Source organism: Bacillus sp. RC242, assembly GCF_044908245.1.
Taxonomy (GTDB): domain Bacteria; phylum Bacillota; class Bacilli; order Bacillales; family Bacillaceae_G; genus Bacillus_A; species Bacillus_A mycoides.
In genome coordinates this window covers 18,811-43,855 of record NZ_JBIYCZ010000012.1, presented here as the reverse complement: position 1 = coordinate 43,855, position 25,045 = coordinate 18,811, and the positions used below count along the sequence as shown (strand labels likewise).

Annotated in this window: 22 protein-coding genes, 1 pseudogene, 1 riboswitch and 1 other annotated feature; of the genes and pseudogenes, 8 read left to right on the top strand and 15 right to left on the bottom strand. The window is 35.6% G+C overall.

All coding sequences use genetic code 11. The features are described 5' to 3' along the window. Positions 1-23 precede the first annotated feature (23 nt). Positions 24-530, top strand: a complete 507-nt coding sequence (locus ABH957_RS20580) for a ferritin (protein ID WP_002015996.1) — start codon at positions 24-26, stop codon at positions 528-530. 25 nt (positions 531-555) lie between these two features. Here ABH957_RS20580 and ABH957_RS20575 read toward each other — a convergent pair. From ABH957_RS20575 to ABH957_RS20555, 5 genes and pseudogenes are all read right to left on the bottom strand, one after another. Further along, positions 556-781, bottom strand: a pseudogene (locus ABH957_RS20575) (hypothetical protein). A gap of 91 nt (positions 782-872) precedes the next feature. Beyond that, positions 873-2,054, bottom strand: a complete 1,182-nt coding sequence (locus ABH957_RS20570; protein WP_404454525.1) for a NupC/NupG family nucleoside CNT transporter — start codon at positions 2,052-2,054, stop codon at positions 873-875. Between the two features lie 502 nt (positions 2,055-2,556). Continuing rightward, positions 2,557-3,738, bottom strand: a complete 1,182-nt coding sequence (locus tag ABH957_RS20565) for a NupC/NupG family nucleoside CNT transporter (RefSeq protein ID WP_002139216.1) — start codon at positions 3,736-3,738, stop codon at positions 2,557-2,559. Positions 3,739-4,037: 299 nt separating this feature from the next. Then, positions 4,038-5,480 (bottom strand): alanine/glycine:cation symporter family protein, encoded by a 1,443-nt coding sequence (locus ABH957_RS20560; RefSeq protein ID WP_404491667.1) that lies wholly within the window; start codon positions 5,478-5,480, stop codon positions 4,038-4,040. Between the two features lie 225 nt (positions 5,481-5,705). Continuing rightward, complete coding sequence (locus ABH957_RS20555) at positions 5,706-7,136, bottom strand: alanine/glycine:cation symporter family protein (protein WP_002191129.1); 1,431 nt, start codon at positions 7,134-7,136, stop codon at positions 5,706-5,708. Positions 7,137-7,436: 300 nt separating this feature from the next. Here ABH957_RS20555 and ABH957_RS20550 point away from each other — a divergent pair, with 300 nt between their 5' ends. Next, positions 7,437-8,075: an NAD(P)-dependent oxidoreductase gene (locus ABH957_RS20550; protein ID WP_240380753.1), complete on the top strand. Its 639-nt coding sequence runs from the start codon at positions 7,437-7,439 to the stop codon at positions 8,073-8,075. A gap of 44 nt (positions 8,076-8,119) precedes the next feature. Here ABH957_RS20550 and ABH957_RS20545 read toward each other — a convergent pair whose 3' ends face one another. The 4 genes from ABH957_RS20545 to ABH957_RS20530 all read right to left on the bottom strand — a co-directional run bounded on the left by ABH957_RS20545 (position 8,120) and on the right by ABH957_RS20530 (position 14,967). Further along, entirely contained in the window at positions 8,120-11,296 is a 3,177-nt protein-coding gene (locus ABH957_RS20545; RefSeq protein ID WP_404491664.1) for a putative mucin/carbohydrate-binding domain-containing protein, read from the bottom strand. A 590-nt stretch (positions 11,297-11,886) separates the two neighbouring features. Beyond that, a complete protein-coding gene (locus ABH957_RS20540; RefSeq protein WP_404454534.1) occupies positions 11,887-12,825 on the bottom strand; it encodes a thioester domain-containing protein in 939 nt (312 codons plus the stop codon). A gap of 122 nt (positions 12,826-12,947) precedes the next feature. Then, positions 12,948-13,787, bottom strand: coding sequence for an aldo/keto reductase (locus ABH957_RS20535; protein WP_002068247.1), 840 nt, complete (start codon positions 13,785-13,787; stop codon positions 12,948-12,950). Between the two features lie 16 nt (positions 13,788-13,803). Then, the gene (locus tag ABH957_RS20530; RefSeq protein WP_328068539.1) at positions 13,804-14,967 is read right to left on the bottom strand and encodes an MFS transporter; all 1,164 of its coding nucleotides are present in this window, start codon (positions 14,965-14,967) and stop codon (positions 13,804-13,806) included. 394 nt (positions 14,968-15,361) lie between these two features. Here ABH957_RS20530 and ABH957_RS20525 point away from each other — a divergent pair, with 394 nt between their 5' ends. The 3 genes from ABH957_RS20525 to ABH957_RS20515 all read left to right on the top strand — a co-directional run bounded on the left by ABH957_RS20525 (position 15,362) and on the right by ABH957_RS20515 (position 17,803). Then, entirely contained in the window at positions 15,362-15,709 is a 348-nt protein-coding gene (locus ABH957_RS20525) for a winged helix-turn-helix transcriptional regulator (protein WP_000760478.1), read from the top strand. A gap of 430 nt (positions 15,710-16,139) precedes the next feature. Further along, entirely contained in the window at positions 16,140-16,580 is a 441-nt protein-coding gene (locus ABH957_RS20520; RefSeq protein WP_002016003.1) for a DUF1641 domain-containing protein, read from the top strand. Between the two features lie 44 nt (positions 16,581-16,624). Next, positions 16,625-17,803 (top strand): NAD(P)/FAD-dependent oxidoreductase, encoded by a 1,179-nt coding sequence (locus ABH957_RS20515; protein WP_002016002.1) that lies wholly within the window; start codon positions 16,625-16,627, stop codon positions 17,801-17,803. Between the two features lie 263 nt (positions 17,804-18,066). On the opposite strand, the gene tyrS is transcribed toward ABH957_RS20515, so the two are convergent. The 4 genes from tyrS to ABH957_RS20495 form a co-directional block, all read right to left on the bottom strand. Beyond that, complete coding sequence (tyrS, locus tag ABH957_RS20510) at positions 18,067-19,329, bottom strand: tyrosine--tRNA ligase (protein ID WP_404512131.1); 1,263 nt, start codon at positions 19,327-19,329, stop codon at positions 18,067-18,069. 57 nt (positions 19,330-19,386) lie between these two features. After that, positions 19,387-19,603 (bottom strand) — a binding site (T-box leader). Between the two features lie 107 nt (positions 19,604-19,710). Beyond that, complete coding sequence (murB, locus tag ABH957_RS20505) at positions 19,711-20,628, bottom strand: UDP-N-acetylmuramate dehydrogenase (RefSeq protein ID WP_404442002.1); 918 nt, start codon at positions 20,626-20,628, stop codon at positions 19,711-19,713. Positions 20,629-21,014: 386 nt separating this feature from the next. Next, complete coding sequence (locus tag ABH957_RS20500) at positions 21,015-21,410, bottom strand: SET domain-containing protein (RefSeq protein WP_404512129.1); 396 nt, start codon at positions 21,408-21,410, stop codon at positions 21,015-21,017. 235 nt (positions 21,411-21,645) lie between these two features. Beyond that, positions 21,646-22,704: an endonuclease/exonuclease/phosphatase family protein gene (locus tag ABH957_RS20495; protein WP_404454543.1), complete on the bottom strand. Its 1,059-nt coding sequence runs from the start codon at positions 22,702-22,704 to the stop codon at positions 21,646-21,648. Between the two features lie 314 nt (positions 22,705-23,018). Beyond that, a riboswitch (Fluoride riboswitch) is annotated at positions 23,019-23,078 on the top strand. A gap of 55 nt (positions 23,079-23,133) precedes the next feature. Here ABH957_RS20495 and crcB (ABH957_RS20490) point away from each other — a divergent pair. Together crcB (ABH957_RS20490) and crcB (ABH957_RS20485) are read left to right on the top strand one after the other, a co-directional pair. Continuing rightward, positions 23,134-23,538 (top strand): fluoride efflux transporter CrcB, encoded by a 405-nt coding sequence (gene crcB, locus ABH957_RS20490; protein ID WP_404454546.1) that lies wholly within the window; start codon positions 23,134-23,136, stop codon positions 23,536-23,538. After that, complete coding sequence (gene crcB / locus ABH957_RS20485) at positions 23,535-23,891, top strand: fluoride efflux transporter CrcB (protein WP_404442009.1); 357 nt, start codon at positions 23,535-23,537, stop codon at positions 23,889-23,891. The genes crcB (ABH957_RS20490) and crcB (ABH957_RS20485) overlap by 4 nt, the downstream gene beginning before the upstream one ends. 30 nt (positions 23,892-23,921) lie before the next feature. Here crcB (ABH957_RS20485) and ABH957_RS20480 read toward each other — a convergent pair whose 3' ends face one another. Further along, positions 23,922-24,161: a DUF3947 family protein gene (locus tag ABH957_RS20480; protein ID WP_404454549.1), complete on the bottom strand. Its 240-nt coding sequence runs from the start codon at positions 24,159-24,161 to the stop codon at positions 23,922-23,924. A 165-nt stretch (positions 24,162-24,326) separates the two neighbouring features. Between ABH957_RS20480 and ABH957_RS20475 the strand changes: the two genes are divergently transcribed. Then, a complete protein-coding gene (locus ABH957_RS20475; RefSeq protein WP_002144954.1) occupies positions 24,327-24,605 on the top strand; it encodes a hypothetical protein in 279 nt (92 codons plus the stop codon). 34 nt (positions 24,606-24,639) lie between these two features. Here the strand turns inward: ABH957_RS20475 and ABH957_RS20470 are convergent, their stop codons facing one another. Continuing rightward, positions 24,640-24,855 (bottom strand): DUF3955 domain-containing protein, encoded by a 216-nt coding sequence (locus ABH957_RS20470; protein WP_078175877.1) that lies wholly within the window; start codon positions 24,853-24,855, stop codon positions 24,640-24,642. Between the last annotated feature and the right edge of the window lie 190 nt (positions 24,856-25,045).

Sequence of the window (25,045 nt, the reverse complement as noted above, 5' to 3'; positions counted from 1 at the left end):
GTCACAATAATAAGGGGGATTTTATGTTATCTAAAAAATTGCACGACGCATTAAATGAACAAATGAACTTTGAATTTTACTCTGCCCACGCTTATATGGCAATGGCTGCTTACTGTACAGCTGAGAGCTATGATGGATTCGCTAACTTTTTCCTTGTACAAGCTGAAGAAGAACGTTTCCACGCAATGAAGCTTTACAACTATATTAATGACCGCGGCGAGCGCGCTATTATTACTGGATTTGATCATCCTAATAACGAATATGAGTCTGTATTGAACGCTTTTGAAGTAGCACTTGAGCATGAGCGTGAAGTAACGAAGCGCATTTATCACTTATCTGATATCGCTTGGGATGAGCGTGAACACGCAACAATTACCTTCTTAAAATGGTTCGTTGATGAGCAAGTAGAAGAAGAAGCTTCATTTGATAGCATCATCCAAAAATTAAAACGTATTACAAGCGATTCAAACGCACTATTTATGCTAGATGCTGAATTAGAGAAACGTACATTTACGCCTCCAGCTGAATAATATTTCAATCACCTTAATGAATGGATTAAGGTGATTTTTTTATTTCTTCTCTCAGCTTAATAACCTTACCCACATCTTTCTTATAAAACCTTTTCAATAAAATCACTATGAGTAAAAGTCCCATCGCCTTCTTCTACTATGCTTAAATACCCATGTATAAATTTCAAAAACACTCTAGCATCTTCTCCAGTTAATTGATCAATGTTCTCTATAATCTCATCAAACTCCCTTAAACTACCCGCTTCTTTCACCCTAATTCCCCCTCTCTATATTATTTATCATACCAAAACAAAAAAGCCGTTCATCCTCTAGGCGAGAGATAAACGACTTCTTTGTTATTTATTAAAGCATAACCCCAACGATAATTGCTGATAATATACTTACTAACGTTGCACCGTATACAAGTTTTAATCCGAATGAAGATACAACGTTTGCTTGTTTGCCATCGATACTCTTCGTTGCACCTGCGATAATTCCGATTGATGAGAAGTTCGCAAATGATACAAGGAAGATAGATAAAATACCTACTGTACGAGCTGATAAATCACCAGCTACTTTTCCAAGGTCAAGCATTGCAACGAATTCGTTCGTTACTAATTTCGTTGCCATAATTTGTCCTGCTGTTAGCATCTCTGATGTTGGAATACCCATTACAAATGCTAACGGTGAGAAAACGTATCCTAAAATGCTTTGGAATGTGATTCCAAAAATTGAATCGAATACACCGTTAATTGCTGTAATTAATGCTACGAAACCGATTAACATTGCCGCTACTGTTACAGCGATAGAGAAACCAAGCATAATATATTCGCCTAACATTTCAAAGAATGTTTGTTTCTTATCTTCTTGTAATTCTAAAATATCGTCTTCTTCGTTTACGTCATATGGATTAATGATATGAACGATAATGAATCCACTAAATAAGTTTAGTACAAGTGCTGTTACTACATATTTCGGATCAATCATTTTCATATAAGAACCAACGATTGACATTGATACTGTTGACATTGATGATGCACAAAGTGTGTATAAACGATTTTTCGGTAATTTGCTTAGTTGATCTTTTACTGTAATAAATACTTCACCTTGACCAACAATTGCAGCTGCTACCGCATTATATGATTCTAGTTTTCCTAAACCGTTAATTTTACTTAATACGAAACCGACTGCACGAATGATAATCGGTAAAACTTTAATATGTTGTAAGATCCCGATTAATACTGCTAAGAAAATAATTGGTAATAATACTGTTAAGAAGAATGGTGCTTGTCCATCATTTGCTAGACCACCAAATACGAAATTAACCCCTGCTTCCGCAAATTTTAAAATAGCGCCAAATCCATCTGCAATCCCTTTTACTAACACAAATCCGATCTTTGTATTTAGTAAGAAATACGCAAGTACCAATTGAATGACAAGCATAAGTGCAATTGGTTTATATTTAATTTTCTTACGATCTGAACTTATAAGGAAACCTAGTACAAACACTACAAGTAAACCGACTAGAAACATTACTATTTTCATATGTGAATCCTCCACTTCTCTCACGAGTTATTGGTCGTATAACGTATAACGAATGACGTCTGACCATTGATGTTAAAAAAATTTAAAACCCCTAAATATTATTCAACTGTTATCTAAAATCAGTAAGCGTTTACATAAATTGCAATTTATAAAAGGTAGCCTCTTCTCTCCTACCATACTTGAAAGTCTGAAATTGATACCACCTACAAATCAAATTGTAAGCGTTAACTAATTGAAATGCAATATAAATTTTAAAATATTTTTATATGTTAATATATTCCTAATTAATTGGTTTTTTCATGTAAATTTACCATAAAAAAATAGCCCTAGCTATGAGCTAGGACCATCTTTTTTACCCCGCTTTAACGGGCAGTAAGACCCCCACCTCAAAATTCAGCGAAAACAAAGAAGTTAGGTGGGTGATTAACTGCCCGTAAAAGCCCGATTGGTGAAGGCTAATAATCAGCGGGGGATAAAGCCCCCCACTGATTAAAGTTTCACTTTATAACATAACACCAACGATAATCGCCGATAAAAGACTTACTAATGTCGCACCGTATACAAGTCGTAATCCGAATGATGAAACAACGTTTGATTGGTTTTCATCGATTCCTTTCGTTGCACCTGCGATAATTCCGATAGATGAGAAGTTCGCAAATGATACAAGGAATACAGAAAGAATACCGACTGTACGAGCTGATAACTCACCAGCTACTTTCCCAAGATCAAGCATCGCAACAAATTCGTTCGATACTAATTTCGTTGCCATAATTTGTCCCGCTGTTACCATCTCTGATTGCGGGATACCCATTACGAATGCTAATGGTGAGAAGATATATCCTAAAATAGCTTGGAATGTAATACCGAACACTGAATCAAACAAGCTATTGATTGCTGTAATTAATGCTACGAAACCAAGTAACATCGCTGCTACTGTAATCGCAATCGTGAAACCAAGCATAATATATTCGCTTAACATTTCAAAGAATGACTGCTTTTTCTTATTTTCTAACTGCAATGTATCTTCTTCTTCCGTAATATCATACGGGTTAATAAGATGAATAATAATGAAACCACTAAATAAATTTAATACAAGTGCTGTTACTACATATTTTGGCTCAATCATTTTCATATAAGAACCAACGATTGACATCGATACTGTCGACATTGAAGATGCACATAGTGTATATAAACGATGTTTTGGGATTTTACTTAATTGATCTTTTACTGTAATGAATACTTCTGCCTGCCCAACAATTGCGGCTGCTACTGCATTATATGATTCTAATTTTCCTAAACCATTTACTTTACTTAGCATAGTACCAATAGCACGAATAAATATCGGTAAAATTTTAAAGTGTTGCAGAATTCCGATTAACACTGCAAAGAATACGATTGGCAATAATGCCGTTAAGAAGAATGAAACTTCTCCTTTATTAACAAGGCCTCCAAATACGAAAACGATTCCAGCTTCCGCATATCCAAGAAGCGCTCCAAATCCATCAGAAATTCCTTTTACTAAAATATAACCAATTGGCGTATTTAATAAGAAATACGTTAACGCTAGCTGAATAACAAGCATAATTGCGATTGGTTTATACTTAATCTTCTTACGATCAGAACTTATAAGAAAGCCGAGTACGAATACAACTAGTAGTCCTACAAGAAACATAACAAACTTCATTAATAAAATCCTCCATTTAACTCTTCATTAACGTTGAACGTCTGACTACTCAAAACAAGGAATAATCCGAACTTTCCATTTCTCCTCCAAAACCTTCAATCGGATATGAAAAGCCATAAAATCTCTTGTCTCAAAGCCATTTTCCATTCTAACACAAATTATAACTCACATCCGCACTTTTCTTAAAAAAATACATTTTATTATAAAACACTCATTAATGTTCGTATTTTCCCTCTTCCTTTAGTTTATCACCATAAAAAAACGAGCATCAAATTTCTCTGATGCTCGTTCCTTTTTTATTATACAGCTTTTTCTTTATCTGCTACTGCTGGCTTGTCCCAGCACTCTGTATTGTTTAAACCCGGAATAGACTCCGCATAAAAGACTGGATCTTTTCCTTGTTTCTTTTGCTTTACGTAATCTGATAATGCCGCGAAAGCATACTTAGAAAGGAATACAATCGCCACTAAGTTAATAATAGCCATGATACCCATGAATAAATCTGCTAAGTCCCAAACAATTTGAATTGTTGCTACAGAACCTAACATAACCATACCAAGTACCGCAATTCGATAAACATTTAATAAAACTTTACTTCCATTTAAAAACTCAATATTTGTTTCACCATAGTAATAGTTACCTACTAATGAACTAAATGCAAACAAGAAAATTGCAACTGCTACAAATATAGATGCCCATGGCCCGATATGCTGACTTAACGCCTGCTGCGTTAATTGAATTCCATTTAGATCAGCTGCACCCGGTACATCTGATAAAAGAATGATAAATGCTGTACAACTACAAATTAATAATGTATCTGTAAATACCCCTAAAGTTTGAATGAAACCTTGTTTAACTGGATGTGTTACGTTTGCAGTCGCAGCTGCGTTCGGCGCACTACCCATACCTGCTTCATTTGAAAATAATCCACGTTTTACCCCTAGTAAAATCGCAGCTCCTAATCCCCCGCCCACTACTTCTTTAATTCCGAAAGCATGTAGGAAAATCTCTTTAAATACATGCGGGATTTCTGTAATGTTTGTCACGACAACAAACAACGCAACAGCTACATATATAATCGCCATAACCGGAACAATCATTTCAACCGCACGTGCAATTCGCTTAACCCCGCCAAAAATAATGATTGCAAGTAAACCAGCCATAAACAGACCTACAAGTCTACTATCCATTTTAAATGCTCCATCAAAAGCTGCTGCTACTGTGTTTGACTGCACGGCGTTGAAAATTAATCCGAAACTAACTGTTATTAGAACAGAGAAGACAACCCCTAGCCAGCGTTTCTTCAAGCCTTTTTCCATATAATACGCTGGGCCACCACGGAATGCATTCCCATCTTTTACTTTATAAATTTGCGCTAATGTGCTCTCTACAAATGCAGAAGCACCCCCAATTACCGCGATTAACCACATCCAAAACACAGCTCCTGGACCACCTGCTGAAATTGCAATCGCTACACCAGCTAAGTTACCAGTACCTACACGAGAAGCTGTACTCATACAAAATGCTTGGAACGATGATACACCACTTTTTTCTTTTTGTGCTTTTCTTGTCTTTGAACTCGCCCCGTCCCCAAGTAGGCGAATCATTTCTCCGAAGTAACGAATTTGGACAAATTTCACACGAAACGAAAAGTAAAGTCCCAATCCAATTAACATCGCAATAATGATATATGACCAAAGGACATTATTTATATCCCCAATTACATTAGTTAAAAAATCCATATTTGTATTGCCCCCTCTTCCTAACAATAAGAAAATTATATTCTAAAAACTTTTAGTAATCAAGAATTTTCGACAAACGATGTAAGGTTTCATGACATAGCCACGTTAACAATTATAACATTTGTATTTTTTTTATAGACATTATATCAATCATCTTTTAGCCTTAATATCATTCATTACAACAAAAAGGCGAGCATCGAATTCATCTCGATGCTCGCCTTTTTATTATACTGCTTTTTCTTTATCAGTTACCGCCGGCTTATCCCAACACTCTGTGTTCGTTAAACCAGGGATAGAATCTGCACTGAAGACTGGATCTTTTCCTTGTTTCTTTTGTTTCACATAGTCCGCTAATGCTGCATATGCAAATCGCCCAAGAAGTGTAATCGCAATTAAGTTTGTAATTACCATTAGACCCATAAATAAGTCTGCCATATTCCATACAACTTGAAGCGTCGCAACAGAGCCGAATAGTACCATTCCTACAACCGCAATACGATAAATCGTTAACCAAGTTTTACTTCGTTTAATGAATTCAATATTCGTTTCACCATAATAATAGTTTCCTAGTAATGAGCTGAAAGCAAATAAGAAAATGATAATCGCTAAGAAGCTACTTGCCCACGAACCGATTTGTGAACTTAGCGCGACTTGCGTTAATTCAATACCTTCTAAATTTGTTGCCTTATATGCACCAGAACATAGTACGATAAACGCTGTTGATGTACATACTAAGAATGTATCCACTAATACTCCAATTGTTTGAATAAATCCTTGTTTAGCTGGATGCGTTACATCAGCTGTTGCAGCCGCGTTTGGCGCACTACCCATACCGGCTTCATTCGCAAATAATCCGCGCTGAATACCAAACTTCATTGCAGCACCAATACCGCCACCTACAGCTGAATCTAAACCGAATGCACCTTTAAAGATTTCTGTAAACATATCCGGTATTAAATAATAATTTTTAATAACAACGAACACAGCTACTGCAATATAAATAATTGCCATCGGCGGAACAATCATTTCTGACATACGCGCAATACTTTTCACACCACCAAAAATAATAACCGCAACCAATACCGCAAGTACAATCCCTACAACATAACGCTCAATACCAAATGCATTTTTAAATGCTAATGTCACTGTATTTGCTTGTACTGAGTTGAAAATTAAACCGTAACTAATTGTAATAAGGATAGAGAACCAAATTCCCATCCAACGTTTATTCAAACCTTTTTCCATATAATAAGCAGGACCACCACGGAAGCCACTGCCATCTTTTATTTTATAAATTTGCGCAAGCGTACTTTCTACGAAACTTGAAGACGCCCCAATAATCGCAATAACCCACATCCAAAATACAGCTCCAGGTCCTCCCATAGAAATAGCTAGCGCTACACCCGCTAAGTTCCCGATACCAATACGAGCTGCTGAACTCATACAAAATGCTTGGAATGACGATACACTTCCCTTTTTACGTGTCTTTCCAGTTAATCCATCACTCATTAATCGAACCATTTCCCCTAAATGAGTAATTTGTACGAATTTCAATTTAATAGAAAAATAAAGACCTAAACCAATTAACATTGCAATAAGAATATATGACCAAAGAATTGTATTCGTTGATGAAACAAATTGCTCTAAAATATTCATACAATTAACCCCTCCTTTTCTCCATAAAACGAATTATATTTAAAAAACATTTAAAAATCAACATTTTTCGACAATTTGCAATTTCCAAATATTAGCCAGACACGAAGTAACAATATCTTTATGACTCTCCTCCCTCTAACTGTGCATACTAAAACAAAAAGTAAATCTACAAACTACCCCATTGACAAAAACACCAACCTGTAACTATAATGATTACATCAGGTTGTAACAAACCTTATTACAACAAATTCATTTACTTTCAGATATACACTTTAACAAAACACTTTGGAGGGATTTATTATGAAAATCGGAATCATCGGAGCAACTGGTAAAGCAGGAAGTCGTATTTTAAAAGAAGCATTAGATCGCGGACATGAAGTAACTGCAATCGTAAGAAACGCTGCAAAAATTACAGAAGAAAATATAAAAGTTTTAGAGAAAGATGTATTCGCTCTTACATCTAATGACCTACAAGCATTTGATGTAGTTGTAAATGCATTCGGCGCTCCAGCAGGAGAAGAACATCTTCACGTAGATGCAGGAAACGTACTAATTGAAGCTATGAAAGGTGCACCTAACACAAAATTACTTGTAGTTGGCGGCGCTGGAAGCTTATTTGTAGACGAAGAGAAAACAACGCGTGTATTTGATACGCCAGGTTTCCCAAATGAATATCTTGCAACAGCTCAAAACCAAGGTAAAAACTTAGAAATCCTAAATCAAACAAATGATATTACTTGGACATTCATTAGCCCTTCTGCACTATTTGCATTAGGAAAACGCACAGGCTCTTATACAGCCGGAAAAGACAACCTTCTTGTTAACTCAAAAGGTGATAGCTACGTAAGTTACGAAGACTTCGCAGTTGCAGCACTTGATGAAATCGAAAATCCAAAACATGTAAACGAACGCTTCACAGTTGTTTCTGAAGCTGAGTAATAGAAAAAAATGCGCGTAGATCCAATATCTACGCGCATTTTTTATTACAATGTTCCCTTTACTAGTTCTAATCCACTTTGAGTGATTTTAAATACAACTTCTGCTGAAGCTACTTGTTCTGCTAACTCATTCTTTTTATACCATTTCAGACGACTTGGTTCTGCATGATACACTTTTACAACATCCCCATACTCAAATGGAGTACCATTTACTTGTTCTGCAAAATTCTTTGAGGTTTCTTGACCGTCTGCTGATATATGCTTTTTCTCATTTCCATTTTGATCATAAATCGCAAAACCTAAATACTGTTCGTTCACAAAACGATAATGAATCACATCATTCGTAAATGTTGCATGTAATTTCTTTTCGTCATGATTTAACGTAACAATAGAACGTGTAACATTGGACACACCTTGATACACCAGGCTATCTCCATACGTCACTTCAATCGGTACTTCTGTTATTGTCTTATTCCCAAAACGATCTTTCGTCTCTACTTTTACTTTTTGCTCACCGAGTTTCATTGTGTCTGGTTTCTCTACAAATCCAATTACTTCTCCGTCTTTTACTTCAACAAAGTTTTTCACTTCTAACTTTTCAGCATCTGTTCCGATTACTACTTTTTGCTGTACTGCCTTTACTTCTTGTAGAGCTTCTATTCTTTCAAAACCTTTTTCTGTTACTTTAAAGAATAATTCTTGTTCCACGTTCCCTTTACCTACAAACTCATTCTTTTGATACCACTTTAATCGATTTGATTCTGCATGATATACCTTAATAACATCACCATATGCGAAGTCTACACCATTCAACTGTTCTGCAAAACTTTCAGAAGTCTCTTGCCCTTCTACCGAAATAACTTTCTTTTCATTTCCATTTTGATCATATAGCGTGATTCCCATATATTTTTCATTCTCAAAACGATAATGAACTTTAGAATCCGTAAATGTTGCCTGTAGCTTTTTCGTATTATGATCCGCAGTTACGACAGAACGCGTTTTATTACCATCACCTTGGAAGACTAAACTATCGCCATACATTACTTCCAATGGCACTTCTGTCACTTTCTTATTTCCAAAACGATCTTTCGTTTCTACTTTTACTTTTTGTTCACCGATTTTTGTTGTATTCGGTTTTTCTACAAATCCGATTACTTCTCCTTCTTTCACTTGAACAAAATCTTTTGCTTCTAATCTTTCAGCATCTGTTCCGATTACTACTTTTTGCGGTACTACTGTTACTTCTTGTTGAGCTTCCATTCTCTCAAAGCCCTTTTCTGTTACTTTAAATAATAATTCTTCCTCTACCTTCGCCCTACCTTGGCCGATAAAGTTATTATTTTGATACCAATTAAAGCGATCTGATTCTGCGTGATACACTTTTACAACGTCACCATACTCGAACTCTAACCCATTAATCGATTTTGCGAATTCTTCCGCATTTTCAACACCTTTTACAGTTGCTTTCTTTTTCTCATTTCCATTTGGATCTAGTAATGTGAATTCAAAATACGCATCTTCTTTAAAATAATAATGCACTTGATTAGAATCAGCTGTCGCACTAAACTTTTTCTGATCGTGTTGCAGTGTTACAATCGATTTAATATCAGTACTATAATTGAGCCCTTTGAATACTAAGCTATCACCATAACCAACATTTACTACAACAGGAATTAAATTTTTATTCCCTTTTTCATCTATAATTTCTACTTTTACAGTTTTTTCTCCAACTTCAGGCTTATCTTGCATAATCACACCTGTTGTTTTTACACCTTCTCCTAAATTCTGTACAAGTTCTTTTGCTTTTTTCTCATCATATGTAGTACCAATTACTACATTTTGTATTTTTTCATTATTTGGCTCGCCATATGGAATTTCATATAACTCAGTTTGTTTTTCACGAATTGGATTGCTATCTGTAGATAACCAAACTTCCTTTTCTAATTTTGGTAAATTTAATTTTTCAATCTTCTCTCTAGTATCATCATTTGGAATTATTCCCCATTTATCAAAGAAAGGAATTAAATTTTGCCCAGCTACTTTTGACGTCATGTAAATAAACATCTGCTTTTTCTCTTCATCAGATTTAGGCATTTCTGTATCATGTAACACACGATACATTTGATGTAATTTCGGATAGAACTGGTCTCCATAAGCTAAATGCAACTGCCAAAACATAACTAATTTTTCGAATTCATTCATCTTCTTTTGCGCATTCGGTTTACCTAGATAAGCAAATGCGGCTTCATAACGATTTTCTTGCTCTAACCTTGTTTTATGTCCAAATGCAGTTTGAACTGCTAAAGAATAAATGTTAACGGTTACTTCTCCAAGCCCCTCCCATAACCAAGTGTCCTGTTGATGTTGATGCCCCACTTCATGCCAAGGTCCCCATCCATCCGCAGTTAACTCTTCTAGATTTAGTACTGACTCTAAATTCCCTTTACTATAAGCTGTTCGATAATAAGTCGCATACATATAATTGTCCGTATACCAGTCTTCAACATAATGAATGGAATGTTTGCCTTGATTCGCAACACCCACACCATCTTTTGATAAACCAGATATCTTATGTTCTATATTAATTATTTCATCATGTTTCTTTAATAACGCAGCTGGATCTTCTTGCTTCAAATGTTCCGCCACAGTCTCAGGATGCATAGTTAGTAAACTATTTTCCCCTTTCATCTCGATTGCATATGAATTCGGTGATTCCTTCAACATACGTTTCCAATCTTCTGTCGTATGTTTACCTAAAATAAATAAAGGATTTGGTATACCACCTTTTTTTACTTTAGCAACTACTTCTCCTGTGTTGTGATAATTATAAAAGTATAATAGCCCTCCATTCGGAGAAGAAATTTTATTTTCACCAGGATTTAAATTGAATTGTTTAGGTTCTTCTTTTTCATAAGAATATGTGCCAATATAAGCTTTAATCTTTTGATTCCCATCTACTTGAATAACTACTTCTTCACCTGGCTTTACATAAATACCAGTTGGTTCATAGGGAGAAAAACTCATTCGACGCTGATGCAACTCACGTATCTCTTCTACATCACCTTTTGGCAGCAATTGATACACTCGTTCTTCTTGCTGTTTCTCCTTATCTTCAATCGTCATCTCTGCATATACCTTAGGCACTTCAAGACCATACGGAGTTAATAACGTAGCTAAAAAAACTCCAGCTACTAATACCCTACTCTTTTTCTTCTTTGACATAATCTGTGTCCCCTATTCCTTTTTTTAGACAAACTACCCTATACATTCATTTAATTTAAAATCCTATTATTTTTATAAAACCATTTAATGAATAGACTAACACCTCGCGCACCTGTATCCATTACTACCGCATTCCTCTCAATGTATTCAATTTCCTACATTATAAAATTTTTATGTATTGTATCCTCCTCACTTCTTTCTACTTGTGATGAGTTCTCTTCCTACATAAAAAGAGAATAGTAAAAGATGTACTTCAGTCTTGTCATCTATACATCTAAAAATGTGAAAAACAATAGAAACTTACATTTTCTTTATATATGACCATCTATAGGTAGTTTTTCCAACTGAATTTTACACGCTTTCTATTTTGTTTGATAGCCTTTTCAATCAGAATAATGTTACAATTTTGCGAATACAATCCATTAATCGTAACGTTCGGATTTCAACATATTTTATATTATTCTAAAATATAGTTTAAACTGTCCCAATATTGTTTTCATGTTATCTATACCCGTTTATTATTTTTAACATATAATTTAACTTCTACTCAGATAAGAAAAAAGCACTGGCAAACGCCAATGCTTTTTCCACTATCTTTTAATTTGATTCGGTTTATGTGGTTCATTTGGTGTATAGGGTTTATTTGGTTTATTATCATGACCATTTGCTTTTTTCCAACTTACCGCCAACTCTGGACTTGTTTTCTCTTCACTACGCTCTAATAATACAACTGCATTTTGAATTGTCGGTGTTCCTTTATGTGCAATTCCTTGTAGTTTCGTTAAATTCCCTGATACTTTAAAGCTAAATCCACCCGATGGCGTTTGTTTCGGAATTAAAATGCGGAATTTCTCTCCCACATTAAATTCGGTTTTCGCTTCACCTTTTTCATTTACGAACTTCGCGCCTTCTGGTGCGCCAGTTGCTTGCACTTTATACGTTCCACTTTTTGCATTTGTTTGCACTGTGTATAAACCTGTTTCAAAAAACTCATTTTTTAATACTGCCTCTTGTTCTTCTGATGGTACTACACTCATCGTAATTTCTTGTAGTTCTTCACTAGCGTTTGCTTTCGCAACGATATCTTTCGTTACTTTTTCTACATTTTTATTACGGAAATCTAAATCGTTAATATCAATTTGTTTTAACGCATTCCACACCGCGAGCTGCGTTGCGTAATGTGCCTCTCTCCAATCGGAAACGCCTAATTCTTGTGGACTCTTCTGCGGATACCCGTTTAATAGTACACGGTATACGTTAATATCTACTTTACCCATTTCAGGTAAGTCTTGACCGCTCGGAGATTTCAAATCTACATTTAAGCAAAATGCAATTTTTCCATCTGCCGTTTTAATAAGCTCTGTTCGAATTGGTTTCTTCTTTGACCTACTATAACTCCAATCCATTTCATACTTCGTATGATCCATAACTTCTGCGAATGCTTTTTGAAGCGGGAATAATAAGTTCGCAAATACAAATAAAACACTCAAAAAAGCGGCCATTATCTTGAACGATCGTTTTATATTCATGTCTACAACCCCTTATAAAATAACAAATTTACTACTTTTATTATTTAGTTAGAAACGTTTTTTATGCATAAGTAAAACAAAAAAGAGTGCAAACTATTTGCACTCTTTCTTCCACTATAAGTTTAGAAATCAAAGTTATCAGGATCTGGACCAACGCGGTGGTTCTGATTTAAAGCATCAATCTTTTCCATATCTTCTTTTGTTAATTCAAAGTCGAATATATTAGCATTCGCAATAATACGCTGTTCTTTCGTTGATTTCGGAATCGTTACAACTTCATTTTGAAGATCCCAACGTAAAATGATTTGCGCTGTTGTTTTACCGTACTTATCAGCAACTTCTTGTAAAGTTTCATTATCTAATAATTGCCCTTGCATAAGTGGTGACCATGCTTCCATTTGGATTCCTTGTTCTTTACAGAAAGCTTGTAGTTCTTTCTGTGTTAAACGCGGGTGATACTCTACTTGGTTAATCATCGGCTTAATTTCCGCACCTTCCAGTACGTCTTTCAGATGATGGATTTGGAAGTTACTTACGCCAATTGCACGCACGCGTTCTTCTTTATAAAGTGTTTCTAACGCTCTCCACGAATCTTTATATTTCCCTTCAACAGGCCAATGGACAAGATATAAATCTAAATAATCTAGTTCTAATTTTTTTAAGCTCTCTTCGTATGCAGCAAGTGTCGTTTCATATCCTTGATCTGCGTTCCACACTTTTGAAGTAATGAATAAATCTTCTCGAGAAATTCCTGCTTCTTTTATACCAGCGCGAATGCCTTCTCCAACTGCTTTTTCATTTCCATAAATCGCAGCTGTATCAATGCTACGGTATCCTTCTTTAATGGCTACTTTCACAGCCTCTACAAGTTCCGGTCCATCTTCTACTTTAAATACACCTAAACCGAACCAAGGCATTTCCACACCGTTATGCAATGTTGTTTTACTTTGTAAATTTTTCATTATATTTTTCTCTCCTTTATTTTGCTTGATCTCTTTTTTCTAAGTTCATACTCCAAGCTGTTAAAATAACAGCGCCTACTACCATAATGCCGCCTACCCAAGCTGTATGAATTAATCCTAACGAGTTCGTTACAATACCGCCCAAATAAGCCCCAAGAGCAATTCCTGCGTTAAATGCTGCAATATTCATTGCTGATGCGATATCAACGGCACTCGGCACGAAACGCTCAGCCAATATAACGACATACACTTGTAGCCCTGGAACATTCATAAACGCGAATAGCCCCATAAAAATAATTGTGATAAGCCCTGCTACTTGAAACGGCGCTGTAAATGTTAGTACGAATAATACAATTGCTTGAATAAAGAACATGTAAAATAGTGCTCGAATTGGATTATGATTCGATAATTTTCCGCCGACCATATTCCCAATCGCAATTGCAATCCCGTACACTAACAAAATGATTGTAACGGTACTCGATTTAAATCCTGTTACTTCTTGTAATAGCGGAGATAAATACGTAAATGTTACGAATGTTCCTCCGTATCCTAATGCAGTAATGACGAAAACAAGTAAGAGTCTTCCGTTCGTGATAAGTTTGAATTGATCACGAAATGATACTCGTGTACCCTTTTTTAAGTTAGACGGAATTAACATGCTGTTTGCGACTAAGGCAACAATTCCAATGACCACAATCACCATAAAAGATGCTCTCCAGCCAAATTGTTGACCAATAAACGTTCCAATTGGTACACCTGTAATCGTCGCAACGGTTAAACCAGTAAACATAAATGCTATTGCACTAGCACGTTTATTCTCTGGTACAAGTGCAGCCGCAATTGTGGATCCGATCGACATAAAAACGCCATGTGCAAATGCAGAGACAACCCTCGCGATAAGTAACACAGTAAAACTCGTTGCTACCGCTGCAATCCCATTACCGATAATAAAGACAATCATAATCCACATTAATAATGTTTTTCGCGACATACTAGCAGTTAGCGAGGTTAAAACAGGAGCACCGAATGCTACTCCTAATGCGTATAAAGAAACGGTTAAGCCCGCTGTTGTAACAGAAACATGTAAATCTTCCGAAATAGATGGTAATAAACCGACACTAATAAACTCGGTTGTACCAATTCCAAATGCACTAATTGCTAGCGCTAATAAAGCAAACATACTTCTTCGATTCGTCTGTACCGCTGAAGAAGATACTGTATATGAATTCAATTGAACTCCTCCTTAATGCGAGAAATCCAATCATAATAGTGTGATAAAAAGGCCTTTTTATCTTCTACAAAAATAATGTTACTGCTGATATATGCTATTATGAATGGCTTCACTCTTTTTTTGAAGAACGCACTTTAAAGTACGATAGGTACCAAAAAGTAACATAGGCACTTTTTAGTACCGTACTACTCATTTCCCTCTTACGTATGCTATTATGGAACATATTCAACATGATAAAAAGTACGTACTTTAAAGTGCTATAGGTACTTTTTAGTAACATTTAAATTATTTAGCTTCTTTTGTTGGAGAACTGAAATCTACATTCATCAAAGGAGATTTTTATATGAAGAAATATAATATTCCCGTTGAAGCGACTTTAGAGGTTATCGGCGGAAAATGGAAAGTCGTTATTCTTTGCCACTTAACGAAAGGTACAAAGAGAACAAGTGAATTAAAACGTCTCATGCCTGGTATTACACAAAAGATGTTAACACAGCAATTACGCGAATTAGAAGAAGACGGAGTTATTCAAAGAAAGGTATACAATCAAGTACCACCGAAAGTAGAATATTCTCTTACAGACTACGGTTGGTCTTTAGAATCCATTCTTGATTCTCTTTGTACTTGGGGCGAATGCCACCTTGAAAAAAGCGGTAACACATCAATGCTAATTACAGAAGGTGAACAATAAAAAAAGGAAAAAATGAACATAAATTTGTCCATTTCCTCCTTTTTTTCTTTATATATATGTACATTTTTAAGATAGATAAAATAATTTATGCGCTTTCATGCCTTGTCAGTACTAGGTTACAGAATCAATATCAAATAATTAGGAATCATTTTTATGTTAACATACGTGTATATAGTATATAATATAGGATATATATTATATACACTTTCCGATAAGGGAACTTTCCATTATGCGGACAAGCCATGTATCGGACAGTTCATAAATAATAGGTAGGACATTATGGTTTTGGATTTATGATTTCAGCTTACTTGCTGTCATAAATTTAAAGGCATTTTATTGTGCTTTGTGAAACTTTGTATAAAGTTTCGCAAGTGTTTACTATCTTATCTATCAAAACTAAGAGTATTGCTATCGTAAAGGAGAATTGGAGATGCCAGAAACTATGACTCAAACAAAGCCAGAACAAGAAACTGTACAAATTTCTGCTAGCCAAGGACAACTTGATGTACTTGATCAGTTGTTAAAACCTGAGGTACAAGAATCATTAACAACACTAGTGGAACAGCTTCCAAAATTAACTGAGCTTGTTAACATTTTAACTAAGTCTTATGACTTCGCTCAAACTGTTGCTACTGATGAAGTATTAAAAAGCGACACTGTTAGTGCAATCACAGAGCTTGTAGAACCTGTAAAAGATACAGTGAAAAGCATGGCTGCAACTGCTATCGAAGCGAAAGATCGTGCTGATGAAAGCAACGAAGTTATCGGCCTGTTCGGTCTATTAAAATTACTAAAAGACCCACAAGCACAAAAAATGTTCCGTTTTGTGAACGCATACCTTCAAATTAGTGCAGAACGTAATAATAAATAATTTAACTTATAACAACAATTAGTAAAGACGGGGGATAACATACTATGTCAAAACAAATTGTCATCTTAGGCGCTGGTTATGGCGGTCTTCTTGCCGCTTTAAACGTACGTAAATACTACAGCAAATCAGAAGCACAAGTTACAGTGATTAACCAATACCCAACGCACCAAATCATCACTGAACTACACCGCCTTGCAGCTGGTAACGTTGCTGAGCAAGCAATTGCAATGCCACTTACAAAGCTTTTCAAAGGTAAAGACATCGATCTTAAAATTGCAACAGTTGAGTCATTCTCAGTTGATAGCAAAGAAATCAAACTAGCTGGTGGCACTACGCTATCTTACGATGCACTTGTAGTTGCTTTAGGAAGTAAAACTGCTTACTTCGGTATTCCAGGACTAGAAGAAAACAGCATGGTATTAAAATCTGCTGCTGATGCAAACAAAATCTACAAACACGTTGAAGACCGTATTCGTGAATACGCTAAAACGAAAAACGAAGCTGATGCTACAATCGTAATCGGTGGTGGCGGATTAACTGGCGTTGAGCTAGTTGGTGAGCTTGCTGACATTATGCCTAAACTTGCAAAAAGCCACGGCGTAAATCCAAAAGAAGTTAAACTTCTTCTTGTTGAAGCAGGTCCAAAAATCCTTCCAGTATTACCAGACCACTTAATCGAACGTGCAACTGCTAGCTTAGAAGCACGCGGTGTTACATTCTTAACAGGTCTTCCTGTAACAAACGTTGCTGGTAATGAAATCGACTTAAAAGACGGTCAAAAAATCGTTGCTAACACATTCGTTTGGACAGGCGGCGTACAAGGTAACCCATTAATTGGTGAATCAGGTCTTGAAGTAAACCGCGGTCGTGCAACTGTTGATGCACATCTACAATCTACTTCTCACAAAGACGTATTCGTTGCTGGAGACAGCGCTGTTGTCTTCTCTCCAGACGGTCGTCCATACCCACCAACTGCACAAATCGCTTGGCAAATGGGTGAGTTAATTGGATACAACTTATACGCAGCACTAGAAGGCAAAGCATTCGAAGAGTTCGCACCTATCAACTCTGGAACACTTGCTAGTCTAGGACGTAAAGATGCTGTTGCTACAATCGGAGCAAGCAATACTCCACTTAAAGGCCTACCAGCATCATTAATGAAAGAAGCAAGTAACGTTCGTTACTTATCACACATTAAAGGTCTATTCAGCTTAGCATACTAATCTGAATATAAGCCCGAATCATGCCCTGCATGGTTCGGGCTATTTTTATCCCGCTATTTGCGGGCTGATAATCAGTGGGGATGAACAAACCCCCCACTGATTAAAGTTTCACTTTATCCGTAATTTTCTCTAACTTATTTATTCGGCAAAAGAATAATATAACCTCTTTAATTATCGAAATATACTGACTTTTTTGTGTCGAAATTGTGTATATGAAAAGAGCGGAAGTAGATATCTTCCCTACTTCCACTCTTTCACAAGAACTATTCTCCTAATTCCACTAAGCTGTAGTTCTTCTTCCCTTTACGAATAATGATGAATCGTCCATCAAATGAATTTTCTACAGTAACATCCCTACTGACATCCGTTACTTTTTCACCATTCATAGATATAGCCCCATTATTAATATCTTCACGCGCTTGACGTCTAGAAGGTTCAATTCCTAAATCAACTAGCCACTCTACGATATTTTTCGTCTCTTTTGAAGATTGGAATGTCGGCATCTCTTTAAAGCCTTGTTCAATTTCATCAGCTGTTAACGACTTAATATCTCCGCTAAATAACGCTGCTGTAATTTTCACTGCCTGTAAAAATGCTTCTTCTCCATGAACGAATTTCGTCATTTCTTCTGCTAATACTTTTTGCGCTTCACGTTTATGAGGCTCTGTTTCTACTTTCACAGTTAATTCATCAATTCGCTCTTTCGTTAAGAACGTAAAGTATTTCAAGTATTTAATTACATCATGATCATTTGTATTCACCCAAAACTGGTAAAATTCAAACGGCGTTGTCTTTTCAGGATCAAGCCAAACCGCACCACCTGCTGATTTACCAAACTTCGTACCATCTGATTTTAATAATAATGGAATCGTTAATCCGAATACTTTCGCTTCATGACCTTCTAACTTACGAATTAAATCTAAACCACTCGTAATATTTCCCCATTGATCACTACCACCAATTTGCAATTGAACATCTTCTTTCGTGTATAAATGATGAAAATCCATCGCTTGCAAGATTTGGTACGTGAATTCTGTGAAAGAAATCCCTGTATCTAAACGACTTGCGACAATATCTTTCGCTAACATGCTATTTATGCTAAAGTTTTTTCCGTAATCACGTAAAAACTCGATAATGTTTATTTTATGTGTCCAGTCATAGTTGTTTACCATCTTCACTTCGCTATTCCCGCCAAAGTCAAATAGATTTTTCATTTGTGCTGTTAACGCATCTACATTATGCTGCACCACTTCTAACGTTTGTAGTTGACGCTCGGATTGACGACCACTCGGATCACCAATTGTTCCTGTTGCCCCTCCGATTAAAATAACCGGATGATGGCCAGCTAATTGAAATCTTTTCATCATCATGAACGGAATTAAATGTCCAATATGCATACTATCACCAGTCGGATCCACTCCGCAGTATAGTGAAATCTTTTTCTCTTCTACTAACTTACGTAAACCTTCTTCATCTGTCTGTTGATTCACAGCACCGCGCCATTCTAATTCATCAATAATATTCATCTTTTGTCATCCCCTTTATTTTTTTGAAAACAAAAAAGCCCCTATGTCTACGATAGACATAGGGACGATTATTCACCGTGTTACCACCCAGTTTGCATAAATAGCATAGCTATTCATACCACTCTTAGCAATAATATCGATTGCTAGTCCGCTTAGCGTTACCTAAGATACTCCAGAGTGTAATTCACAAGTTTGTTTGTGCTAGGTTCCAGCAATCCCTAGCTCTCTTTGATAACAGTGACAAACTGCTACTGGGCTCTTTCAACGTATATTTTATTTGTTAAATTATTAGCCATTATATTGAATCAAAATAAAATTGTCAACAATAACCAAATGTTATTTCGAAATAATTCATACTTTTATACGTTTTTTATTCAAAGATTACTGTAGATCTTCTCCAATAATCCTTACTTCTCTCTCTAATTTCACACCGAATTTTTCTTCAACAGTTGTTTGTACGAAATGAATTAAATCGATATAATCTTGTGCTGTTCCGTTATCAACATTCACCATAAATCCAGCGTGTTTTACAGAAACTTCCACTCCGCCAATTCGCTTACCTTGTAGTCCTGATTCTTGAATCAATTTACCAGCAAAGTTATTTGGTGGGCGCTTAAATACGCTACCACATGAAGGATATTCTAAAGGTTGTTTTGACTCACGTTTAAACGTTAAATCATCCATTTTTTCTTTAATTTCTTCACGCACACCTTCTTGAAGCTCAAATCTCGCTTCAAGAATAATGTAATGGTTGTTCGCAAATACACTCTTACGATATCCAAATTCAAATGCTTCTTTCGTTAAAGTACGTAGCTCTCCATCACCTGTCATTACGACAGCTTCTGTTAATACAAACGATACTTCACCGCCGTAAGCACCAGCATTCATATATAACGCTCCGCCAACTGAACCTGGGATACCACAAGCAAACTCAAGACCCGTTAAATTATGATCTAATGCAATACGTGATACATCAATAATTGCTGCACCACACTGTGCTACAATCGTCGTTCCTGTTACAGTAACACCTGTAATATGAATTAAACTTACTGTGATCCCACGAAGACCACCGTCTTTAATAATAACATTCGATCCGTTTCCTAAAAACGTAACTGGAATATTATATTGGTTAGCATACTTTATCACTTCTTGAATCTCATCATAATTAGTAGGCGCAACAAATACATCTGCTTTCCCACCCACTTTAATGTGCGTATGATCTTTTAGCATTTCATCTTTCTTTACATGACCTTCAGGCAATACCGTACTTAAATATTTATAAACCTCTTGCATATTCATTTTACGATTCCTCTATTTCTATAATCTTTTTATCCCGCTATATACGGGTCCATAATATCCCCACGTAAAAATGCATTACAAAACAACAGCTAACGTGGTGAATACAGTGTACATAAAGCACACCTATAAACCTCTTAAATTATAAGAGGTTCCACTCATATTAAAATATATATCGCATAATAAAGCAACCCAAATGGGCTACTAAACTTGACATGTAACCATATAGACAACAATTTGTAAAATATATAGGTTTTTCAAAGTAATACCCTTCAATATCTTACTATACCATACGAAAGAAAAGTGGTATTTTTTTGTAATCTTTACTTTATTTTCATCAATAAAAAAGAGCACATTCCACAGAATGCACCCTTTCTATACTCATTAAATTATTTTTCGTTCTCTTCTTTTTCCTTATCAAACCATAATAGCTCATCGTCATCAACTTCACCATTATAATTGATTAGAATCTCTTCTCCCGCTTTTATATCTTTGAAAGCAAAGAAGTTAAACGTATGATTCTCAAAGACAATATCATACGTTGCATTCGGCTTATATGAATGATTAAATAACATGCCGTATCCTAAAAGGAATGCCGTATGATTTACCCCATACTCAAATGCGTAGTCAGCAAGTAACGTTTTCTCAATGTGTTCATGCTGTTCATTCGGATAAGAGATAACTGGTGCTGAGTGTATCAACTCACCCTTTTTAATATCACGAGTTGCAAATACACCTCTATTAAATTCTCCATCACTAAGGTCAGAAGTCTTAACTTCAATCATATGCGTCACCTATATATTTCTTTCTTCGAAGTATTTTTCTCCTTAAGCTTGGCAGAAAATGCGGAGAAAAGCAATTAAATTCCTATCAAGTAGTCGTTTAAATGCAAAAGAGCACATCATTTGCGCTCTTTTAAAGTGAAATTGTTTTTCTAAAATATTCTTTAACGACTCCTCTTGCTAATTAACCGCATGTGACAGCCTTTAACATATTACTTTCTACACTTATACATACCAATTATTTCAGTTTAAATACCGCACTAACTGGGTTATGATCACTATTTTCAAACTTTAAGTCTTTGCCTTGTACATTTACAATCTCGACATTCGGTGAAACGATAAAGCCATCAATAATAGTGACAAAGTTTTCACCTTCCACATATTTCTTCACATCATCCCTTACAGTCATCACAGATGGATCTACAGCCCATTGAAATCCTCCGTCCGCAAAGTCCTTTGGTAACTCTACTAGCCATTCAGGACGCTCTTTCACAAACTTAGGATCGCTTAATTGAACATTAGAAAGTAACTGGTTCCAATCTCCACCTAATATTACGTAATCATCATTTCGATAACACTTGTTCATATATTCTTTTAAATACTCTGCTTGTTGTTTTCTAATTTTTCCGCCCTCATCATAAGCAGATAAATGTACATTTACGAGCCTAACATACTTTCCATTATTAACAGGAATTTTATGTTCAACAATCGCTCGATCTAAATCGAATAAACGCTTCGGCCAAGGCTCCATTCCTGGTAGTTGGAACCGCGTTGCTGTTTGAACTGTGTATTTAGAAAATGTACTTAATCCGCTCTCAGCATATCCCAGCGGTTTTGTGACTGGGACAGGAACCCACTTAGTATCGTAGTTCTTCCCAAATGACGAAGCATAATCAGATAATCCTTTTTTCAAAAACTCATGCTCATTTACATCAAATGATCGGTGGGATTTTATATCAACTTCTTGTAACAATGTAAAATCGCTATTCTCATTTTGTAAAAATGAAAGCATATTTTTTAAGTTCACTTCAGTCTGTTCTTTACTACTTGAACCGGAACCTTTTCCTCCGTCCATAAAGAAGTCTTGATCCTTATCTAATCCAGCGTATCCAATATTAAATGTTGTAACTTTAAATTCATTTCCCGGCTGCAGTACACGCTCTTTGTTATTTTCAACCTTTACGTCTAAAACATTCGCTGGTTGCTCTTTTGTAAGTGTCATATAAGCTAAAAAGCCACCTAGAATACCAGCTACTATTAAAATAAATATTAATACTATTTTTAAAAATTTCTTCAAAACACATGACCCCTTTTTTGTAAAATACCATTTTTCTGTATTTTCAGTTAAATTAAGATAGATTAAAGACACAAGAAATATTTTACCATAAAGAAAACTTTACATCATTATATTTAGCTAATAAATAATCATTGTATCTCTCACTGCAATTATCTCGAAATTCAATCTTAACATTTAAGAAGACAAGATTGTAAAGTAATTAAAATCCGCAACAGAGAAATTGCAAATTCAAAGAATATACAGATCCTACTTTCCGCACTTTTCATTAACATATTTATTGGCAATCCAAAATAATATTTAGTACACTATAAATAGAACTTATAGGCGATGGAGTTCGCCATAACTGCTATTTAGCTAATGACTCCTACCAGTATGACTACTGGTAGGAGTCTATTTTTTTTTGAGTAAACTGTTAGAGAGGTGAAGAAATTGAAATATATTATTGTTGGCATAGCCGGTATATTAGGAGCTCTTTCCCGTTATTATTTAGGTTTTACTATCGATACGCTTTGGCATCATTCATTACCACTCGCTACATTAATGATTAACTTAATTGGTTGTTTCTTACTTGCTTTGTTGACCACCTATATCGCTCGGTTAAACATCTTACCTTCCGAAGTTATCACAGGGATTGGAACCGGCTTTATCGGTTCATTTACGACGTTTTCAACATTTAGCGTCGAAACTGTAAAACTAATCAATCATTCTGAGCTAGGTATCGCCTTTTTGTATGTATTATGCAGCATGCTAGGTGGTCTAATTATGTCTGGACTCGGCTATAAACTTGGTGATCTTTCACTACAAAAACGCCTTGGGGAAGGTGAAAAATCATGATTAACACTTTATTAGTAGCAGTCGGAGGATTCTTCGGTGCCATTACACGATTTGCAATTAGTAATTGGTTTAAAGAGAGAAATAAAACTTCATTTCCAATTGCTACATTCCTCATTAATATAACAGGAGCCTTTTTACTCGGATATATAATTGGCAAAGGAATAACTACAAGCTGGCAACTATTATTAGGCACAGGATTTATGGGCGCCTTCACTACATTTTCAACGTTTAAATTAGAGTCTGTTCAGCTTTTCAACCGCAAAAACTTTGGCGTACTATTTTTATATTTAAGTGCTACTTATATGATTGGTATCATCTTCGCATTCCTTGGGATGAAGTTAGGTGGAATATAAAAAAGCGACTCTTTTATCAGTCGCTTTCTTTCATAAAAAGTATGTCCCGCCATATGGAATTGAAAATAAACCAGCTGGATACACATTATAATGTACGATTTGCATCGGAGGCTGTGTATACGGTATATACTGACTCTGCATCATTTGCTCTACTTGTGCTTGTTGTTGCATCTGAATAGCCTGATGCACTGCCTGAATTGTCATCTGTGCCCCGGCCATTGTAATAGCCGGACCTACTTGTCTTCCAGTGTAAAAATGATGGTTCATCATTATTCAGCTCACTTTTTATACAGAATGAATTCCTTTTACATGTTATGTTCACATACAATGCAAGTGTTTTAAATTTACATAAAACATGTTTTTAGCCCAACCCATACATCAAACACCTTCATAGAGTATATAAATGCCCACAAATATATGAAAAGGAGTGAGAATATGAGTTTCTACGAACAACAGCCTTTTACTCAAGATAACTATTATCGAGATCAACATTGGCATCCCCAAAATCCACTAAAACACCAAACAATCGCTATAATTGGTCCTGCTGTTTCTCACGGATTACGTGAAGCTGCTCATCTCGGCTATCAACACGCATTAACCGAAGCTGTCGCTATCGGCTACTTACTTGGAAGAGGTTACGATTATAACACCGCTTGGAAAACCGTTGAATCTTGGTGGAGACCACCAGGATCCCCGCTTCCTACTCCATACTAAAGCGAAAAGACCGTAAATATACGGTCTTTTCACTTTAGCATGCTTTCTTTTTTTGAAGCATCGAGAAAATAGCCATGAACAAAATCGCAATAATTCCAGTAAAAACAAATAAATAAGCTAATGGAATTAAGAAAAATGGTTCCACTAAAGTTCCATCCGGCTTCACTTCCGAACCAATTATATTAAACATAATTATACATAACACTCCTAAAAACATCGGACTAGCCGCTAATAAATATTTGTTTTTCATAATATATTCTCCTTCAATTTCATAATTAATTTTCTGTATTCCTTTTCACTATTCTTACTACCATCATAATAAATCCAACTACATTACAAGTCAACAATTATTTATCGTTTAACAATAAATAATTGTTGACTCAAGTGAAATGAAAAAGGTCTACGAAGCATCTTAAATTGCCTCGCAAACCTTTTAAATC

What these genes read in the sequence shown, in the direction of transcription:
- ABH957_RS20530 (WP_328068539.1), bottom strand. Translation starts at nt 14,967, where the DNA reads ATGTTTGCTTTATTAGCGCTAGCAATTAGTGCATTTGGAATTGGTACA.
- ABH957_RS20540 (WP_404454534.1), bottom strand. Translation starts at nt 12,825, where the DNA reads ATGAATATAAAACGATCGTTCAAGATAATGGCCGCTTTTTTGAGTGTT.
- ABH957_RS20480 (WP_404454549.1), bottom strand. Translation starts at nt 24,161, where the DNA reads ATGATGAACCATCATTTTTACACTGGAAGACAAGTAGGTCCGGCTATT.
- ABH957_RS20570 (WP_404454525.1), bottom strand. Translation starts at nt 2,054, where the DNA reads ATGAAAATAGTAATGTTTCTAGTCGGTTTACTTGTAGTGTTTGTACTA.
- ABH957_RS20535 (WP_002068247.1), bottom strand. Translation starts at nt 13,787, where the DNA reads ATGAAAAATTTACAAAGTAAAACAACATTGCATAACGGTGTGGAAATG.
- ABH957_RS20565 (WP_002139216.1), bottom strand. Translation starts at nt 3,738, where the DNA reads ATGAAGTTTGTTATGTTTCTTGTAGGACTACTAGTTGTATTCGTACTC.
- ABH957_RS20580 (WP_002015996.1), top strand. Translation starts at nt 24, where the DNA reads ATGTTATCTAAAAAATTGCACGACGCATTAAATGAACAAATGAACTTT.
- ABH957_RS20470 (WP_078175877.1), bottom strand. Translation starts at nt 24,855, where the DNA reads ATGAAAAACAAATATTTATTAGCGGCTAGTCCGATGTTTTTAGGAGTG.
- ABH957_RS20555 (WP_002191129.1), bottom strand. Translation starts at nt 7,136, where the DNA reads ATGAATATTTTAGAGCAATTTGTTTCATCAACGAATACAATTCTTTGG.
- ABH957_RS20560 (WP_404491667.1), bottom strand. Translation starts at nt 5,480, where the DNA reads ATGGATTTTTTAACTAATGTAATTGGGGATATAAATAATGTCCTTTGG.
- ABH957_RS20500 (WP_404512129.1), bottom strand. Translation starts at nt 21,410, where the DNA reads ATGATTGAAGTTAAGACTTCTGACCTTAGTGATGGAGAATTTAATAGA.
- crcB (WP_404442009.1), top strand. Translation starts at nt 23,535, where the DNA reads ATGATTAACACTTTATTAGTAGCAGTCGGAGGATTCTTCGGTGCCATT.
- ABH957_RS20475 (WP_002144954.1), top strand. Translation starts at nt 24,327, where the DNA reads ATGAGTTTCTACGAACAACAGCCTTTTACTCAAGATAACTATTATCGA.
- ABH957_RS20525 (WP_000760478.1), top strand. Translation starts at nt 15,362, where the DNA reads ATGAAGAAATATAATATTCCCGTTGAAGCGACTTTAGAGGTTATCGGC.
- ABH957_RS20515 (WP_002016002.1), top strand. Translation starts at nt 16,625, where the DNA reads ATGTCAAAACAAATTGTCATCTTAGGCGCTGGTTATGGCGGTCTTCTT.
- ABH957_RS20550 (WP_240380753.1), top strand. Translation starts at nt 7,437, where the DNA reads ATGAAAATCGGAATCATCGGAGCAACTGGTAAAGCAGGAAGTCGTATT.
- murB (WP_404442002.1), bottom strand. Translation starts at nt 20,628, where the DNA reads ATGAATATGCAAGAGGTTTATAAATATTTAAGTACGGTATTGCCTGAA.
- ABH957_RS20520 (WP_002016003.1), top strand. Translation starts at nt 16,140, where the DNA reads ATGCCAGAAACTATGACTCAAACAAAGCCAGAACAAGAAACTGTACAA.
- ABH957_RS20545 (WP_404491664.1), bottom strand. Translation starts at nt 11,296, where the DNA reads ATGTCAAAGAAGAAAAAGAGTAGGGTATTAGTAGCTGGAGTTTTTTTA.
- tyrS (WP_404512131.1), bottom strand. Translation starts at nt 19,329, where the DNA reads ATGAATATTATTGATGAATTAGAATGGCGCGGTGCTGTGAATCAACAG.